This window comes from Pandoraea apista, assembly GCF_001465595.2.
Lineage (GTDB): Bacteria > Pseudomonadota > Gammaproteobacteria > Burkholderiales > Burkholderiaceae > Pandoraea > Pandoraea apista.
Window position 1 is genome coordinate 4,531,142 of sequence record NZ_CP013481.2, and the last position, 16,979, is coordinate 4,548,120.

At 54.4% G+C, this 16,979-nt stretch carries 14 protein-coding genes and 3 pseudogenes; 11 read left to right on the top strand and 6 right to left on the bottom strand.

Annotated elements, in window-relative coordinates; translation table 11 throughout:
- The first annotated feature begins 5 nt into the window (after positions 1-5).
- The gene (locus AT395_RS25725) at positions 6-362 is read left to right on the top strand and encodes a hypothetical protein (protein WP_124988694.1); all 357 of its coding nucleotides are present in this window, start codon (positions 6-8) and stop codon (positions 360-362) included.
- A 176-nt stretch (positions 363-538) separates the two neighbouring features.
- Here AT395_RS25725 and AT395_RS20400 read toward each other — a convergent pair.
- Positions 539-691, bottom strand: a pseudogene (locus AT395_RS20400) (IS3 family transposase); the annotation flags it as partial.
- On the opposite strand from AT395_RS20400, the gene AT395_RS20405 reads away from it, so the two are divergent.
- Positions 684-1,118, top strand: a complete 435-nt coding sequence (locus AT395_RS20405) for a glycoside hydrolase family 19 protein (protein ID WP_197090693.1) — start codon at positions 684-686, stop codon at positions 1,116-1,118. The pseudogene AT395_RS20400 and the gene AT395_RS20405 sit on opposite strands and share 8 nt — an antisense overlap.
- Before the next feature lie 90 nt (positions 1,119-1,208).
- Here AT395_RS20405 and AT395_RS25860 read toward each other — a convergent pair whose 3' ends face one another.
- Both AT395_RS25860 and AT395_RS26405 read right to left on the bottom strand, forming a co-directional pair.
- Positions 1,209-2,087: a class I SAM-dependent methyltransferase gene (locus AT395_RS25860; protein WP_082164761.1), complete on the bottom strand. Its 879-nt coding sequence runs from the start codon at positions 2,085-2,087 to the stop codon at positions 1,209-1,211.
- Positions 1,978-2,894: pseudogene (locus AT395_RS26405) on the bottom strand (IS3 family transposase); the annotation flags it as partial. The gene AT395_RS25860 and the pseudogene AT395_RS26405, both read right to left, overlap by 110 nt.
- 343 nt (positions 2,895-3,237) lie before the next feature.
- Here AT395_RS26405 and AT395_RS20425 point away from each other — a divergent pair.
- From AT395_RS20425 to AT395_RS20435, 3 genes are all read left to right on the top strand, one after another.
- Positions 3,238-3,936, top strand: a complete 699-nt coding sequence (locus AT395_RS20425; protein ID WP_231606113.1) for a rolling circle replication-associated protein — start codon at positions 3,238-3,240, stop codon at positions 3,934-3,936.
- 43 nt (positions 3,937-3,979) lie between these two features.
- Positions 3,980-4,159 (top strand): DUF4224 domain-containing protein, encoded by a 180-nt coding sequence (locus AT395_RS20430; RefSeq protein ID WP_104927082.1) that lies wholly within the window; start codon positions 3,980-3,982, stop codon positions 4,157-4,159.
- An 88-nt stretch (positions 4,160-4,247) separates the two neighbouring features.
- Positions 4,248-5,000, top strand: coding sequence for a site-specific integrase (locus AT395_RS20435; RefSeq protein ID WP_231606112.1), 753 nt, complete (start codon positions 4,248-4,250; stop codon positions 4,998-5,000).
- 690 nt (positions 5,001-5,690) lie between these two features.
- Here AT395_RS20435 and AT395_RS25735 read toward each other — a convergent pair.
- Both AT395_RS25735 and AT395_RS20440 read right to left on the bottom strand, forming a co-directional pair.
- Positions 5,691-6,230: a hypothetical protein gene (locus tag AT395_RS25735; RefSeq protein ID WP_125347953.1), complete on the bottom strand. Its 540-nt coding sequence runs from the start codon at positions 6,228-6,230 to the stop codon at positions 5,691-5,693.
- 421 nt (positions 6,231-6,651) lie between these two features.
- Positions 6,652-7,668, bottom strand: a complete 1,017-nt coding sequence (locus AT395_RS20440; RefSeq protein WP_048628833.1) for a restriction endonuclease — start codon at positions 7,666-7,668, stop codon at positions 6,652-6,654.
- Between the two features lie 132 nt (positions 7,669-7,800).
- On the opposite strand from AT395_RS20440, the pseudogene AT395_RS20445 reads away from it, so the two are divergent.
- The 3 genes and pseudogenes from AT395_RS20445 to AT395_RS20455 form a co-directional block, all read left to right on the top strand.
- A pseudogene (locus AT395_RS20445) lies at positions 7,801-7,995 on the top strand (transposase); the annotation flags it as partial.
- Between the two features lie 468 nt (positions 7,996-8,463).
- Positions 8,464-9,711, top strand: a complete 1,248-nt coding sequence (locus AT395_RS20450; protein ID WP_167370744.1) for an AAA family ATPase — start codon at positions 8,464-8,466, stop codon at positions 9,709-9,711.
- Positions 9,712-10,411: 700 nt separating this feature from the next.
- Complete coding sequence (locus tag AT395_RS20455) at positions 10,412-11,614, top strand: Fic family protein (RefSeq protein WP_048628832.1); 1,203 nt, start codon at positions 10,412-10,414, stop codon at positions 11,612-11,614.
- A gap of 106 nt (positions 11,615-11,720) precedes the next feature.
- Here AT395_RS20455 and AT395_RS20460 read toward each other — a convergent pair whose 3' ends face one another.
- Entirely contained in the window at positions 11,721-12,929 is a 1,209-nt protein-coding gene (locus AT395_RS20460) for an HNH endonuclease (RefSeq protein WP_048628831.1), read from the bottom strand.
- A 1,825-nt stretch (positions 12,930-14,754) separates the two neighbouring features.
- Here AT395_RS20460 and AT395_RS20470 point away from each other — a divergent pair.
- The 3 genes from AT395_RS20470 to AT395_RS20480 are packed head-to-tail and all read left to right on the top strand — an operon-like array spanning position 14,755 to position 16,849.
- Positions 14,755-15,555, top strand: a complete 801-nt coding sequence (locus tag AT395_RS20470) for a rolling circle replication-associated protein (protein ID WP_048628829.1) — start codon at positions 14,755-14,757, stop codon at positions 15,553-15,555.
- 12 nt (positions 15,556-15,567) lie between these two features.
- Complete coding sequence (locus tag AT395_RS20475) at positions 15,568-15,813, top strand: DUF4224 domain-containing protein (RefSeq protein ID WP_053086361.1); 246 nt, start codon at positions 15,568-15,570, stop codon at positions 15,811-15,813.
- Positions 15,797-16,849 carry a tyrosine-type recombinase/integrase gene (locus AT395_RS20480; RefSeq protein WP_082164759.1) on the top strand — a complete coding sequence of 351 codons (1,053 nt, stop codon included), beginning with the start codon at positions 15,797-15,799 and terminating at the stop codon, positions 16,847-16,849. The genes AT395_RS20475 and AT395_RS20480 overlap by 17 nt, the downstream gene beginning before the upstream one ends.
- Positions 16,850-16,979: the final 130 nt, after the last annotated feature.

Consider the following 16,979-nt stretch of genomic DNA (forward strand, 5'->3'; position numbering starts at 1 on the left):
GAAGAATGAAAGAACTTTTTTTCGCTATGGCAGTTGCTGCCGCCTTATTTTCTCCGGCAGCTTACTCTCAGCAATCTGTGCTTTCTTGTGTTGTTAAGACAGCCAGCGGTAGCGCGAAAACTAGAGCTGTGGCTGAAATTCGCGTTGGCTCTTCACTGGATATTCCTGTCGAATCATTGAAGGCAAACGGCTCGAACTATAATGGCCGAGATATCTTTAACACCGAAAGGAACGGCGAGCGCACAGTAATTACCATCAATCGAGAGACGGGCGAATTTGAGTTTTCCGCTTCGAGTTATGGAGTGGAGGATACACACAAGAGGGCGACGGGGGATTGCAAAATCAAAAAAATGAAGCTCTAGGCCTACAGATTATTCTTGAATGGAAGATGGCAATAGCGCACGGAGATGTTCCGTGCGGCTCTGGATTCCGCGTGCCTCGTTGTACACAGCATAGATGCCCAGGTGGGCTGCTGCCGGGGCCGTAAGCACTTCTGGCCTATGATTGGACTGCTGCCGGATTAAGACACTTTCCAGCCTCACGCCGAGGCACGTTCAAAGGCGTCGGGACTGACGCCGCCCAGATGGGTATGACGACGGTTTCGATGGTAAGAGACTTCGATGTAATCGAAGATGTCGGCGCGCGCCAGACGGATCTTGTAGACACGCTTTCGCACGCGCTCCTTGACCAGCTTTACCGCCTCGACTTTGAATTCCCTACTAAACTGCCTTCTGCTGCTCATTTACCATCTCCGGTCACATTGTCCACCTTATCTTGGTGTCCACGAAACCCGCAGCAGCCGAGACCTGGGCAACACGGTAAAGGGTGATGGTTCCGAGTACCGCAGCCGGCGCCTGATCCAAATCACCGGCCGAGCGAACTACATGGCGTGCGATGAAGCGCTGGGCCTGGACCTTATCAATCAACCTGCGCTGCTGGAGCAGCCTCCGCACGCTGCTATGTCTGCGGCCTGGTCCTGGTCCTGGTCTACCCGTGGGTTGAACACGCTGGCGGATCAGGGAAACTTCGTGAAGATCACCCGGCGCATCAATGGCGGGCTCACCGGCCAGGATGATCGCCAGGCACTCTACGAAAAAGCGCTGAAGGTTCTGACTTAACTCAGTCTCTTAAGTGTTTTTCGAAGTGGTGGGCGGGCTTTCAGTTGGGGGGTAGCAGAAGGCGCCATTCGTGGCGCCTAGATGTGTAAGTTATGAAGCTCGTTCATCGCCAAGAGCTTTACCTTGCAAGTGGAAGACAAGCATTGTCCCTTCTACGTGATACAGCTCAATATCACTAGCGAGATTTTCCAAGTACCGGGTGAGTTCAGGGAACTGAGGATTTCCGTAATCGTGCCAAACGATGCAGTTGGTTTCGCCACCGATCATCTTGAGCGCGTTTTCAGTATCTTTCTTCACGTATACGTATTCGTGGTTCGCATCAACGAAGATGAATTCGAATTTGTTTTCATACAGCGACGGGTCCAGAGACATAGAATCCTGGAAAATCTGTTTTACCAGCGAGCTTTTCTCGCTGCGCGTATATTTGCGCGTCGAGAGAATTGCCTTCTCTGCGAGTTTCTTGTCGTCGCCCTGGAAGTGCACGCCATCCGTGTCTGGCAGGTCCAATGTGTAAATCCTTGGCTCGCCACTGCCATTGTCCTGCAGGTCTTCAAGCATCAGTCGCGTGGTTCGGCCATCAAAGGTGCCAAACTCGAACAGGAAATTAGGATTTACAACGCGGACCAGCTTCAGAAGCACCACCGACTCGAAAGCAGTTAGGCATCCCGCTCCGTCGGCAGGAGGCATGTAGAATTTCACCTCTTCTCCCCGGCCGTCCTCGATGCCGAAGAGGCGATAAGGGCGCATATGATTCAGCTTTGACGGCGCGTAGGTCTTCGTTGCGAGACAAGTTTCCATTTTTGTTCCCTGGCGTTTTTGATAGGGAGGGACCGTGACGAACGCATCTCGATTCAATCCAAAGACATTCGTCACGTAACCGCTCGTTGAAGCTCTCGATGTAGGCGTTCTCCACGGGTTTGCCGGGGCGGATGAACGACAGCGTGATGTCGACCTCGTACGCCCAAGCATCCAGTACCTTGCCAGCGAACTCCGGCCCGTTGTCCACGGTGATGGATAACGGCAATCCGCGCATCTCCCGCAAACGCTCCAACACTTGTCTCACGCGCTGCCCAGGCGGTGAAGTGTCGACCTCTATGACAAGGCATTCTCGCGTGTAATCGTCGACTACATTCAGGCATCGAAACCACCGACCATACGCCAAGCCGTCAGAGACGAAGTCCATTGACCCGCTTTGATTCGGGCCTGTCGGTAGCCGTCGAGGTGTTCGTTCGACTGCGCGAATGGGCTTGCGCCTTCGTTTGCGCGCGCTCAGCCCCGCCTGGCTATAGAGCCGCCAAACCCGCTTATGGTTCGCCAGCCAACCCTCCCGACGCAACAGCACGTGAATGCGGCGATAGCCATACCGACGCTTCTGCGCTGCAATAGCCACCTTCTGTTCGTCAATTCGACGTCGTCGGTACGGCTCGACTCATAACGGAACAACGACCGCGATATTCTCACCAGCCCGCAAGCCCGGGTGACACCCATCGCGCGTTCGATCATCAACGTTCGAACCGCTTCGCGTTTGGCTTGCGGGCTCGCTACTTTCGGGCAGGCAGGTTCTTCGGCGCTGCATTGCCTAGCATCGAATCGGCCAGCAATCGCTTCAGCCGGCCATTCTCCTGCTCAAGCTCCTTGAAGGCGCTGTGCATCCGACACGGTCATCCCGCCAAATTTAGCTTTCCAGTGGTGGTAGGTCGCTTCCGAGACTCCGTACTTACGGCACAACTCGGCCGGCTTGAGGCCCGCCTCGCCTTCCTTCAACACGCCAATGATTTGCTCTTAGCTAAATCGCTTCTTCACTTCCGTTCCCCTTCGTTGGAACGGACTCTGCACCGTCTGCGGACTATTCACGGGGAGCAGGTCAGCGCGAAGCGCGCCCTAAATTTATATCCATAACACTTAACGAAAAAGGAGGTGGCAAAGCGCATTCAGCCAGGACAGAAACACTTCGACTTCAATCCGGATGAAAAGAGGCCCCGATGCAGAACATCAGGGCCAACGCCTTCTCCGCGATGACACATGACAAAGGAGCTGCCATGCAAGAACCGAGTTTAGTGAACGATTCCGCCTTCCGACGAGAGTGGATCATCAGGGGACGGAGTTTTGGAGAGGTCAGGTGGAGGTCACCGTCCCCCGATTCGACCGCTACATGGGCGCTCAGAGGCTTCACACTCTGCCAAAAGCGAAGCGCGGCGAATCAGAAAATTCGGAAGATAACCAAATGGCGGCGGCCAAACGGGCCAAACAACAAGCCAGATTGCGTTGTAAGGCCATTGGCGCGGATCGCATGATTACGTTGACCCACCGGGAGAATATGCAGGACAAGGAGCGCTTGAAGCGTCATTTCGACGCTCTACGCCGCCGCTTGAACAGGATTCAGGATTTCCAGTACATCGCAGTTCCTGAACGTCAGAAACGGGGCGCGTGGCATCTACACGTCGCGGTGAAGGGACGGCAGAACTACCGGGTGCTCCGCGCGATCTGGATATCGATCGTTGGTGCGGACAACGGCAATGTCAATGTGCGAAATCCGCTTCGTCAGAAAGGTCAACATCACAAGCTGGCGGCCTACCTCGGCAAATATCTGACCAAGGACTTTGCCGAGCACAAGATGAACGAGAAGCGCTATTGGTCGAGTCGTGGCATCGCGATCCCCGAACGAGATCCCATCGACCACATCTTGAGCGACGACCCGGTGAAAGCCATTGTGACTGCGTTTAATGCGGCGCAGGAAGTCGGCGCAAGCTTGGCCCGCTGCCAGGCATTTTGGAATCAGGGTCTCGGAAGCTTCTGGTTAGCAACGAAGGAGAACTGAATTGACTGCATCGCTTTTTCTCAGCGTCGAGGAACTGTCTGAATTGACGGGGCGACGGCGGCGAAACAACCAAGTCTTCGCACTTCGCTCTATGGGCATCGAACATCGGGTGAGGCCCGACGGCCATGTACTCGTGTTGCGAGCGCATGTGGAATCACTTCTTGGGGGACGCATGCCGGAAAAGTCATCGTCTGACTGGAACCCTGTTTGGAGCGTCGCCTGATGCCAGTTCCGCGCAAACCAGAAAATCGAGGTCCTCCGTCTCGATGGCGACACTATCACGGGGCTTATTACTACGAAGTCCCCCTGGCATGGAGCTTCATTGGGAAGGGGAAAAGAAGTTTCGTCTCGGCAAAACACTCCCGGAATCGTATCGGGTCTGGGCCGAACGTCTCGGAACCCTGGACAAGGCGAAGACCGTTGGCCAACTGCTTGACCGTTATGCACTCGAAGTCGTCCCGACCAAAGCTCCCACTACGCAGACGCAAAACCAACTCGCAGTGAAGCAGCTACGCGAAAAATTTCACGATGCGCCGTTGGGTGGCATAAAACCGAGACACATTTACGCCTACGTAAATCTCCGTCGAAAGAAAGTGAGGCAACCCGACGGGAGCTTTAAGGAAGTTCCGGCAGTCACCGCAGCCCATAGAGAAATCGAAGTGCTGTCACATGCCTTTACCAAAGCAGTCGAATGGGGATACCTTGATCGCCACCCATTCAAATTCGAGGTCCGCCTAAAGGGCGAAGACGCACGGACACGCTATGTAGAGGACTGGGAGGTTGATGCGTGTATGTCTATCAAGCCCAAGCGGCCTCGTGGTGGCATTCGAATGGTCCAGGCCTACATTCGACTTAAGGGCATGACCGGCATGGCGCGCGGCGACTTGCTGCGCCTTCAACCGGAGAGGCACTTTACCGACGATGGGATTCTGATCGAGCGAAACAAGACGGCCAAGAAGACGGGGAAACGAACGCTCTATCAATGGACGCGAAGAACTGCGTCGTTGCGTGAGGGAGGCTATCGATGCCAGGTCGGCGCAGAACTCCACTCACCTATTCTGTAATCGCCGGGCAGAACCGTACATCAACGAACTGACCGGACGCGCAGGCGGATGGGACTCGCTTTGGCGCGATTTCATGGACAGAGTTCTTGAGGAGACGGACGTCTCCGAGCGATTTTCAGAGCACGACTTGCGCGCCAAAGCAGCAAGTGACGCAGAGACGTTGGAGCATGCTCAGGCGCTGCTATCGCACACGGATAGCCGAACCACGCGTCGCGTGTATCGCCGTAAAGCCGAGAAGGTGATGCCTTTGAAATGAACTTTGCAGCCCGCTCTATTGCACACTCGCGCATCTATTGCACAAGCTGAGCGGGCACTTCGCTGCAAAGCCTTATGTATCTGTGGCGGAGAGAGGGGGATTCGAACCCCCGATAGGCTATTAACCTTGGCTAGGCGTGGCTGGGGGGCTTAGCTGGCAAGGGATTGCGGGTGGGGCGTTTACTATTTTGGGGTGTTACGCGAAGAGGGTAAGTGGTTGATTTTTATGGTGGGGGATTTGGGGTGATAGTAGGAGTGGCGGCGGGGATTAGGGTCGAAAAAAAAGCCCTGGAACGGCAGTTTCCGACCCATTGCTGCCGTAGCTGACTTTGAAAAGCAGACGCTCAGGAACGAAGAGCCAACCGGCGCTGCGCGGCTTTATCGCGCAGCGTCCAGCAACCGAAGGGAGCGGAGGTTGAGCACCATGTCAGACATTTAGCTCTGGGTGATTTTTGCTCCACCAGTCATTACGATTGAACATCCACTTCCAACGCTGATTGAAGTTCCTTCGCTCTTGAGTATGGTATTGCCCCCGACGGTTGTTTTTCCGGTTGCAGTGATTCCCCCACCCGTAACAAGGACGGGAGCTTGTATCGTGCTACCTGAGATGTGTACAACACCGTGCTCATGGTCAAATCTTATGCCGCGAATGGCTTCAATAAGAGCTCTATCAATACCTATCGAACCAGTTCCTGCAGATGCATCAATTACACCGACAGCCTCTTTGAAAATTAACTCAATCTCTTTGGATGTTCTTGCTTGCTGAATTGCCTGCTCCAAAGACGGCTTAAAGCCGATAGCCTTGCTAAAGAAAGCTTTTACTGCGTCGGTTGAAAAATTCGCAAGAACACCGCATGCAATGTTTGTAAGTGCTGCTGCTGTAGCTGCATCCATTTTGAAGAGATTCCTTTCGAGAAAATTTCTAACAGTTATCCAACGAATCCAGCGGTCCGCATATTGATAATCGTAAAACACGGAAATTCCAAGTAACTGATTGATTCATTTACGGGAGGCTCCGGCAGACTGTCCGCATATGCAATGATATTACGGACCGGCAAAAAGTCGGTATGCCGAAGGCAAGAGGGTTGTGGCAAATGGCTGCTATGGAACAGTTTTTGAAGGACTGCTCATGGCCGAATTCCGCCTCACAAAACGCCCCTCCGAACTAACCCAAGAGGGAGTAGCGGTGCCGAAGACCAGAACCATATATTGCGCAAAATCAACAACTAACACGAGGAAGGTGCACCAACGGTGCACTTACACACAGATCCGCGGATGATTAGTTTCTTGCTGAGCACCCCGTTTTCTCACCGCCAGTCGAACGTTTTGGAGCGGGCGTTCCTCCAAAGCGCGAAGCGCTACTGGCGCGCGCATCGCGCACCGGCTTTGCACGCCGCTACACGCGGACGATCCCGGTTCCCGGAGAACGAAGTATCCCAAGCCACTCTGCCACCTTTTCCGAATTGACTTCCTTAATCGGATACCCTCGAACGCTCACCACCTCACGGGCGCCAACACTCAATTCAGCTGATGTAATCAGGACTCCGTAGTCCGCGCCGTTATATGAAACGTCTGCCGCAAGACCTTTTACAGTCACCTTATCGACTTTTTCCTTCTGGCGTTTGCATTGAACAATTAGCGTCGGAGCGCCAGAGGGATCTGCGCCCCCCCGCCATGCGCGAATGTCGACACCATCATCGTTACTCCCCGCCCCGACTTCAACCTTATATCCCGCTCGATGCAAAAATTCAGCGGACATTTGTTCAAAGCGACGCCAGTGTATTTCCCCGATTCTTTCATTATTGTTCGCCAAAAAATTGATGAACCTCTGATCGAAGAAGGCTCCGTGCGCGGGCGCCTGCTCGCTCCGCTTCTTTAGCTCCGCCAAGTCTAGTCGGTCTAACCATTCCGGTTGATGCTGGCTTCGCGCAAAGGGGTCGAGATCTGACGCGGTAACCATCGCATCGAGACGGTCAAGCGCAATTCTGAGTCCAATAATCCCGAACTTTTCGCGCGCATCCTTCATTAGCGGCGTCGGGTCCATTTTCTTGGTGCCGTTACGCTCTGCGACATCCATCATTTTCGGCCACCACTCCAAAAACAACTTTGCCACGCCGTCAAGCTCACGTTGGTGCTCCGCATACTTGGTGTATACGAACAAGCCCAGTCGATCACCGTTAAATCTCTTATCCGTGTAGCCGACTTTGTACAGGGCGTGATAGTAGAGGTCTTCGATTTCCTCTGCACGCAGGCGAACAAACCCCGCCTCATTTTCAAGGATGGCGTCGGGGTACTTCGTACCTGATAGCAAATCGCAAAGCTCGGCTATGGAAACGGCTAGTCCCGATTTATACCCTATGGTTTCATGCAACCCATCGCCCAGAGATCCCGGTTGCAGTATCACACCTCCCATATACCCTCCCCATGTCGCGAAACCCACGTGCGGCCACAGTAAATGTCCGCTTAAAAAGTAATTTTCGGAAGAGTATAAGGGCTGTATGGCGTGCGTGACATTGCGTCATTTGCCTGCGCCACAATTGAAAAACCCCGACGACGCGGCTCGAACGAAAATACGAACAGATTGCTACGCCAATATTTGCCGAAGGGCATTGATCTATCTGTGTACTCACAAGCCAAACTCAATGTCGTGGCCCGACGTTTGAACGAACGCCCCAGGAAGACACTAGACTACGAAACACCGGCACAACGATTTCTTCACTCTGTTGCACTGACCGGTTGAATCCACAACCCATTACGGCCGTTCAAGCAGTCATGCTTTCAGTGACCGCTTTCGAGCGTATTAACGGTTCAAGTGACTTAGTCGTCCGGCGATGTTCGACGGAAGCTACCGGTCGCCAAACCTCGTGTGATTCGAAGAGTGTGATCTTTCTCCATCGTCGGCTTGATTCAGTGAACCGCATCACGCAAGGATCGACGGAGCATTCTCTTACATTCGGGCTGGTGAGCTATTATTCGCACAGGAGGGTAGCTCATGTCTATAAAGCACCAAGAACTGACGGGGACGAGTGGAACAGCCATTCGGGGCCTTACAAACATCAACGTGATAGTAGGGCGAAATGGAGCCGGGAAAAGCAGGCTGCTCCGATCCCTAGACGAGGCTTTATGGAATGACCAAGCATTTAACACGCGTTACATCAGTCCGGAAAGAGCAGGTGTATTCCAGCGAGAAGGAAGCACTGGCACGAACTTGGAACGAGACAAAAACTGGCTTCCGTCAGTTCGCAGGAGAAATCAGGCCGACAATTTCAAGGCAGTCTCTGCTTATCTGCTGAGGGAACTGGAGATTGTCTATAACCGTCGCATTCTGTCCACGCCGACGCTCCGCGTCGATCCGACTCGTTCGTTTGAGAATGATCTCCTGCGACGAATCAGCGGGCTGTTGGCGAACATCTCTGTTGAACAGGAAAACAGCTCGTTCGTATTCGTCTCAGCTACGGGCGAGCGGGTCAATCCTGATCAAATTAGTAGCGGTGAATCAGAATCGATAGCCTTGGCGACCGAAATTCTGTACTTCTTCGAGACACTGGACCCCGATCGGTTCAATGTCCTCCTACTCGACGAACCTGACGTTCATCTTCATCCAGATCTGCAAGCACGCCTCGCACAATTTTTGGTCACGTCTCTGAGTGAGCTTGATGATGCGACGCGCGATAACGTCGTAGTCTGCATAGCGACGCATAGCACCCCGTTCATCTGTGCTTTAGCTCCTTCGCCGTACACGTCTATCGGGACAAAGAACTTTGGGCAGATGGTTGTCCAGTTTTCGCGGGCATCTGAACAACTGCGTAAGGTAGCGCCATTCTTTGGGCACCCCCTATCTCTTAGCATCAGTCAGGACGTGTTGCTGATCCTAGAGGGGGAGGACGATGAAAGAGTCTGGCAGCAGGCAGCACGAACGTCGCAAGGAAAAATTCGTGTGTTCCCAGTGCTTGCGACATCCGTGGATCAGCAGACCAGCTTGGAGACGTTTTGTTCTACTGTTCTAACCGCGGTGTTCGATGACCCAGTTGCCTATTCGCTTCGGGACGGCGACGGTGTCCGGGATCCACTGCCAGCCATAGGCGTGGTCACCCGCTTCCGGCTCCAGTGCTATGCGATCGAGAATACCCTGCTGACGGATGAATGTCTCTCAGTCCTGGGCCTGACGTGGCCAGCATTCCAAGAAGCAGCGACGGCATGGATTGCGCAGAACGGGGAACATAAGGATGTGCCTCGCATTAGGCAACTCCTTGATAGCACGGACCGGTTGCGTGACGCGAAGATCAAAACCATCCGACAGCTAATTTGTTCAATTGCGGGGTCGAAGAAGCCTTGGGAGGTTATTGTCGGACAGGCGCTCGGAAGTCTTGAGGTTGAATCCGCTGCAGACACGCCCTCATCCATGCTGTCGTACCTCGGAGCGACTGCGGCCGAGACCCTTTTAAGCGTAGGGTAACTTCTCGGCTGAGCACTTGCTTTCACAGTTCGACTTGGTCTGTTTCTGGGCGCGAAACCGACGTCTGAACGTCGCACTTTCCCGGCAGGTGGATGACGCTTCATGGCCGATAGGTGACGACCACATCCGGTCGCTATTTGGAGGAACAGCCCTCTCAGACCAAGTGATTGTGTAGCAGCAATAACTCTCCTCGGCATACCACGCGCTCCGAGAGCAACGCCAAAGTGCCGAGATCTCATTTCAAGCTTTACGGACGGGCGGGCGCTTAGGTATCTGCGCCAAGCTATCTCCATCAGCTCCTCGCCACTCGGATGTCCCTCCCTTTCAATCAATGCTCTGAGGGCCTCATTGATCAATGCCGTCGTGCATTGAGTGGCCTGCGAGCGCCTTAGCCTTCGCGAGTAGTTCGTCGTCAAGGGGGAGAGATGTGAGCCTTTGACACCGCCAAGAACGTGGCACGAGTGACCGTTCGGGGCTAGCACGGCCTCGTGGGGTCGGGGGAGCAGCAGAACCGCCCAATGAACCCTACGAACAACCCTACATTCATCCACGCACAAAAATAAAAAAAAGCTATAATCAACAAACAGTTACGTTATTTTTAACCCTCCAAAGAACCCTACATTTATCCCTCCAGAGAACTGTACAAACCTGGGCGGATAGGTAAGCTCTTGCGGAGAAAACCAACGCAAAGAAAGGTCCCATGGTTACTGTCGTCTCGATCCAGCCCCTCTTCCCGGAAGACCGAGTGCTTGACGGTTCACTCGAACTGGCGGCTTCTCTGTCAGAAAGAGCCCGCGAGTTACAGGCCGACGGGAAAGGCCCGGTCGCCGACGCCCTTGTTCCGCTCCTTCGGAACATGAACTCCTACTACACGAACAAGATCGAGGGACAACACACCACTCCCGCCAAGATTCAGCAGGCTCTCGAGCAGCACTACTCGTTGGACACAGAAGAGCACAAGAAGCAGTTGATGGCCACGGCGCACATTCACGCCGAGGAGCAGTTGGAAAGGCAATGGAAAGATGTAAGCGCCAGCGAAATGTTTAATGCGGAGCGCGTGCGCACCATTCACCGACTGTTCTTCGAAGCGCTGCCTGAAAAATTCCGACTCACGAACGAAGGCGACCTTATCCGACCTGGCGAATTCAGAGAGAAGGATGTCACCGTTGGCAAGCACATGGCGCCCCCCGTAGATCTCATACCCCAGCTAATGGAGGAATGGGAGAAGCGCTACTCCCGCATCAAGGCCTCTGAGTACCAACTGATAGCGACAGCTTGCTCACATCATCGCCTCGCGTGGATCCACCCGTTCATCGACGGCAATGGTCGCGTCTGCCGCTTGCATTCTCATTTGACGCTACACGCATCTGGATTGACCGACGGCCTTTGGTCTCCATTACGCGGATTCGCTCGTACCCACGACGAGTACTACGCTCGCCTCGCCGCAGCGGATATGTCTCGACGCAACGACTTGGACGGAAGAGGCAACCTGTCGCAGGAGGAGCTAGTCAAGTTCATCAATTACTTCCTCGACTGCTGCCTGGATCAAGTCAACTTCATGTTGAAGATGATGGAGTTCGGCGGATTCACGGCGCGGCTACGCGACCTGCTCTACTACCTCGATGCCAACCCCTGGCAGATCGGTTCCGACAAATCGGTTATCAGACCTGAGAAGTCGGCCCTAGCCCTCGAATTCATCGCTCGCACCCGACCGCTTTCGCGTGCGGAATTCGCACAGATTCTCGGCGAGAGCGATGCGACCGCTAGACGCATTACCCGCAGTCTTTTGGATTTCGGGATTCTGCGCTCTGACTCGCATCGGGATGATCTTGCCTTCGCGCTACCGTTGAAGAGCTTGAGGTTCTTGTTCCCGAAGCTTTGGCCGGAAGTTGACACGGAGTAGCAGCCGTTGGGCTTCGCAATTACAGTGATCGACTAATCACGGCGTCGAAGCGGTCGCAGAAGAAAAAGCTCAACACGGAATCCGGGATGCGGTGAGCGCTAGAGGGTTAGAGCGGTGTGCGCGTCGCTTTATGAAGATCCTTCAGATAATCAGAGTAAGAACTCAATTGCAGGTTTATCTCACTTAGTTCCGGATGTGGGCGATTCCCAAGTTTGTGCGCAATGAGCTCCGACGTGGAAAGTCGAACCGCTCGCCGAAGCTGACGATACAACACGATGGCAAACCCTGTCCCCATGGAGCCAAGTTCGTCATGTTCGAGATTCTCATTACTAGCACACTTGATCGTCCAATTCATCGTCTCGCCGATATTAAGGTTAATCGCAACCCCTAAATTGGTTGGAGAAATTGCCAAAGTGACGGCGTTCGGATCCCCCATCATCCGAGAGAAAATCGGGTCACGCTGCCCCGACAAATGGGATTCGCCGTGAATATCCGGTACTTCTTCGTCGGGGCGATGCCACAACGCCTTGTATAACTCCTCCGAATAAGCCGTTTTAAGCGCACGGCTACCGAACATTGCATATGCAAGGCCTATTGCGAGCTTTGCCATAAACCGGACGTCATATTTTGTGTAAAACGCAAGACGATTATTCCTTTGCTGGGACTTCGTGCAGTTTTTCAAGAAAAAGTCGATTCGAGATCGATCTAGCTCATCAGGCTCCGAAAAGCCGATCTGACTAGGATCGACGTCAATGGAGGTGCACATGACTTTTCTCGTGCGGCGCCCCTCAAATGCATCTCTGAAGGATCTCCATGGAAGGATCGGTTGTATTCCGGATCGCTCGCAAAACATGAAATATGCACGGCTCTTTACTTCCTTTCCGGTTCTAGGATTTCCACCCGCATACCAAAACAAACGCTCGTCGCCTCGCCTCACCAAGTAGACCTGTTCGCCAAGAGGACCGAGCCACGCTTCACAAATTTCGTCAGGCAACATCCCCGGCGGACGGAGATCTGACATCCCCATACACAACAAAGGTACCCCTGTGTCGCTCTCAAGATCGAACGTCGAGCAAGCAATGTCCCTGAGCTTCTGCGTGACAAGCCAATCCTTCTCGAACCCTGCGTCAACAAAAAGTCCTAAATCATTATTACAGCGCTTACAAACGTCCCGTGTCTTGAACTCGTCTGGCGCATATGTCCCTCCCAAGAATTGAGGGATGATGTGCTCTAAAGAAAAATCGTCAGCGTTCTTCGCCTCCCGACAGTAAATACAATATTTCGTCAACAATTGTCCTTCTGTATGAACTCTCATTTGGCTCTCTTCCTTTGATAAGGCGGTGGTCTCATATGCAATCGCTTTTTTTTTGACGTCGCGCTCTGATCAACCAAGCGATGAGAAAATGAAGCTGAGAAATAACTCTGCCCCTTGGGAACATCTTTAGAGTACCGGAAATCCTGCCTCACGCCCCTACAACGGCGGAGGTACCCGAAAAGCGTGCTCGGATTTGGCGGCGCGGTAGACGTGATTTTTTTATGTGCGTGTCAACGTAGCGGCGACTCCATCCCCATTTGTGAAACCGCGTCGTTCAAACCGCCTCCGTCGACCAAGAAAGATCCTTATTGAGGCATCGGAATGTTCCGAATCGCAGCGAGTGACCTAGAATGCGACTCCGAACGCGTGGTGCCCTCAAAGTCGGATCGTTAAAGTTGTCCCTGTCGCGCCCCAAAACGCGACCGGGTTTGGCGACCCGATTGATGTTTTACTAGGGCACACAGCCGCGATGTTTGCGGCTTTCGTGTGCACGCGGTCTTGCGCTTCACCTCTAAGGGTGGGCCTGGATTGGGACACCTTCGGGTGTGCCGTTAATCCTAGTCATCAGCGGTTCGCCAACCTAGTCCAGTGCCCGCCCACCCCTGCGCAATGCAACGGGTGGCGGGGTTCTCAGATTGGCTAGATCGAGGTGCCCCGCATGACCTGTAATCCTCCAGCAGTTTTCCCCATCCCCTCGTCCGTAGACAAGCTCAGCACTCTCGCCGAACGTATCCTCGTGCTCACGACATGCACGACTACAGACGCGGGCAAGGAAATGCCTCACCGCTTCCTTCTCGCGATCTTCGAAGAGCTTGGCGAAATGACTGTCGAACTCGTCTGTGAATGCCACAAGTTGAAGGCTGACTTTCTCGACGCATAGTCGTCACCCAGCAGTTCATCTGACTCTGCCAACGGCATGGCCCCCCGCATGTTTCGGCTGCATTCATAGCGCTGCGCTTTACGGCGCTCGCTGTTTCAAATCCACGCCACGCCATTCGCCATGCAAGCCATCACTCCCCTCACCTCCAACCCAATCGGAATTTCCCCATATACGGTCCGTTCAGGCGCTGCTTTAATAACTCCACATTCGCGCCACGCCTCCATACGTGGCTTCCGGTTGGATTTAGTTTTTTCAGTGCATAGCAGTACGGGCGCGCACTGGCCTATCACCACTTCAGGCGGCAGAAGCCAGAAGTCGATCTGCGCTCAAAAGCGTATGCTGGGGCAATTAAACGAGAGCTCGGCCAAGATCCCATCGCGGGCAGTGTCCATCGTCGTACTGCGGCCATCATCCAAAATTCCCTATCTCACCCAGCAGGTAACACCGTCGTAACCCAACCTCATCCGTTGGTTCGTTCGCTGACGTTTGTATTTCTGTAAGCCGGTCGTCTTTCAAGGCGTCTAGCGTCGGGAGTGTCAGCGCCGTACCCGGAGAGAGGGTTGCGTATGCGTGCTTGCGGAGTCCGGGCGGTTATCGCGCGGCTCAGCGCGGCCCGCGTGACCGAGCAGCGGGTATGACCTCGCGCGTTCGCCACTACCTCATTCCTTTGCATCCCGGCTCTCATGCCGAACCTTTCAGCCTCAATGGCGCGCTATCGCTCGTCTTGTACGCGAAGGGTTACGGACAGAAGTTTGGAAGCACTGCGAGCGCCCGCCGCCCGCAGGGGCGAGGACGGCGGGCGCACGAAGTGCGCCCATAGACTTGTACTACTAATACTTAACGTACAAGTCCTCGGAATCGCCCGCCCGATCAGGCACGACAGGAACATCTACCCCCAAGCAATCAACGCGCGGGGCACCCTGATCAGAGAGATAGAGGTTTGCGATGAATGAGACCAACGTTTTGAATTACTCCCCGTTTCGCCCTGAGTGGATCGTCCGTCGACGCGTCTTTGAGGATGGACAGGTGGAGGCTTATGCGATCCGTTTCGAACGGTATTTGAAGACGCAGTCGCTTCATCTGATGCCGAGGGCCAAACGCGGTGAGTCCGCTTCCACCGAGACGAACAAACTGGTTGCCGCGAAGCGCGCAAAGCAGCAAGTTCGACTGCGCTGCAAGGCAATCGGCGCTGATCGCATGATCACCCTCACGTATCGCGAAAACGTCCTCGACAAGGAGAGGATCAAACGCGATTTCGATTCTTTGCGACGCCTTTTAGGCCGAATTCAGAACTTCCAGTATGTCGCTGTCGCTGAACGGCAGAAGCGAGGTGCGTGGCATCTGCACATCGCTGTAAAAGGACGACAGAACTATCGCGTCTTGCGGGGGTTGTGGCTACGTGTCGTCGGCGAGGGAAACGGAAACGTCGACGTGCGCAATCCGAATCGCGAAGCCCACCTGCGTCATAGGATCGCCTGCTACATCGGGAAGTACATCGTCAAGAATTTCGATGAGCATCAACTTAACGAAAAGCGGTATTGGGCAAGTCGTGGCATCAAGGTCCCCGAGGTAGAAACGATCAAGCATTTTCTTGTGGATACGCCAGCCGATGCCATCGTCGCGGCATACGAAGCCGTACTCGAAACTGGGGCAACGCTTGTGGATCATCAGCAGTGTTGGGATCAGGATGCGGGCTATTTCTGGATGGCGACCAAAGAACGGCCAGCCTCTTCCAGCAAGGCGTAAGGAGGCACATCGATGAGAAATCCGACCTCGATGTTTCTCGAACCAGATGAGTTAGTGACGCTGACCGGACGCACCCAGAACCGCGCTCAGGCGCGCGCGTTGCGCATGATGGGCATCGAGCACCGCGTGAGGCCAAACGGCACGATTGTGGTGTTGAGCGAGCACGTTGCTGTGGTCCTTGGCGCGCAAACGGCCATAGCTGCCCGTGACGCCGCCATCGAACCAGACTGGAGGGCGATGAATGCCGCGAAGGCGTGATCCCCGCAATAAGGGCTTACCGACGCGCTGGCGGCATATCAGCGGCGCGTACTACTACCAGGTACCGCCCGGCCTCGAATCGATGTGGGATGACAAGCAGACATTCCGTCTCGGATCGTCTCTTCCCGAGGCATATCGAGTCTGGTCGGATCGGCTTGCCGATCTGGAAAACGTGCGAACCATCGACAAGTTGCTAGAGCGCTATGCGCGCGAAGTTTTGCCGACCAAGGCGGTAACAACACAAGCGCAAAACACGTCTGCGTTGAAGGCGCTTAAGCCGGTTTTCGGGCGCATGCCTCTCAACGGCATCAAGCCTCGTCACGTCTATCAGTACATCGACAAACGAGGAGCGAAGGTGGCTGCGCGTCGCGAGGTCGAAGTGTTGTCACATGCACTGACGAAAGCTGTCGAGTGGGGATACATCGACCGGCATCCATTCAAGGGCGAGTTGCGCCTGACGAGCATCCCGCCAAGGACTCGGTACGTGGAAGACTGGGAAATCGTCGAATGCTTCTCGCTGACGTCGAAGCGGAAAGCTGGCAGCGTCCTCGCCGTGCAAGCGTATATGCGCGTAAAGCTGCTCACGGGATTGCGTCGCGGGGATCTATTACGGCTTCGCCTCGACGACCTGAAGGAGGACGGAATCCACGTCACGCCAGCTAAGACGGCGAACACCACTCGCAAGCGGCTGATCATCGAGTGGACAGACGCGTTGCGGGAGGCCGTAGAGCAAGCCAAGGCAGTAAGGCCAATGCATGCATCCGAATGGCTCTTCTGCACACAGCGCGGTGAACCTTTTCTCAACGAAAAGACGGGGAGAGCCGGTTCATGGGACTCGATGTGGCAAGGATTTATGCGGCGGGTGTTGGCGGAAACAAAGGTCGAAGCCCGGTTCACCGAGCATGACCTTCGTGCCAAGTGCGCCAGTGATGCTGAAACGCTTGAGCACGCGCAAACGCTTCTTGCCCACGCAGATGGCCGTTTGACCGCACGGGTCTACCGTCGCAAGCCTGAACGGGTCAAACCCCTTCGTTGATGGACTCGGGCCGCTCGACTTATCAATGGGATTTCGGCGAGTATTCGCGACAGGTACCATTCGAAAATCGAGCCGCCCTATCAAAACGTGAAACTCGGATAATGGCTAGAGACAACCGGGGGGCGATCAA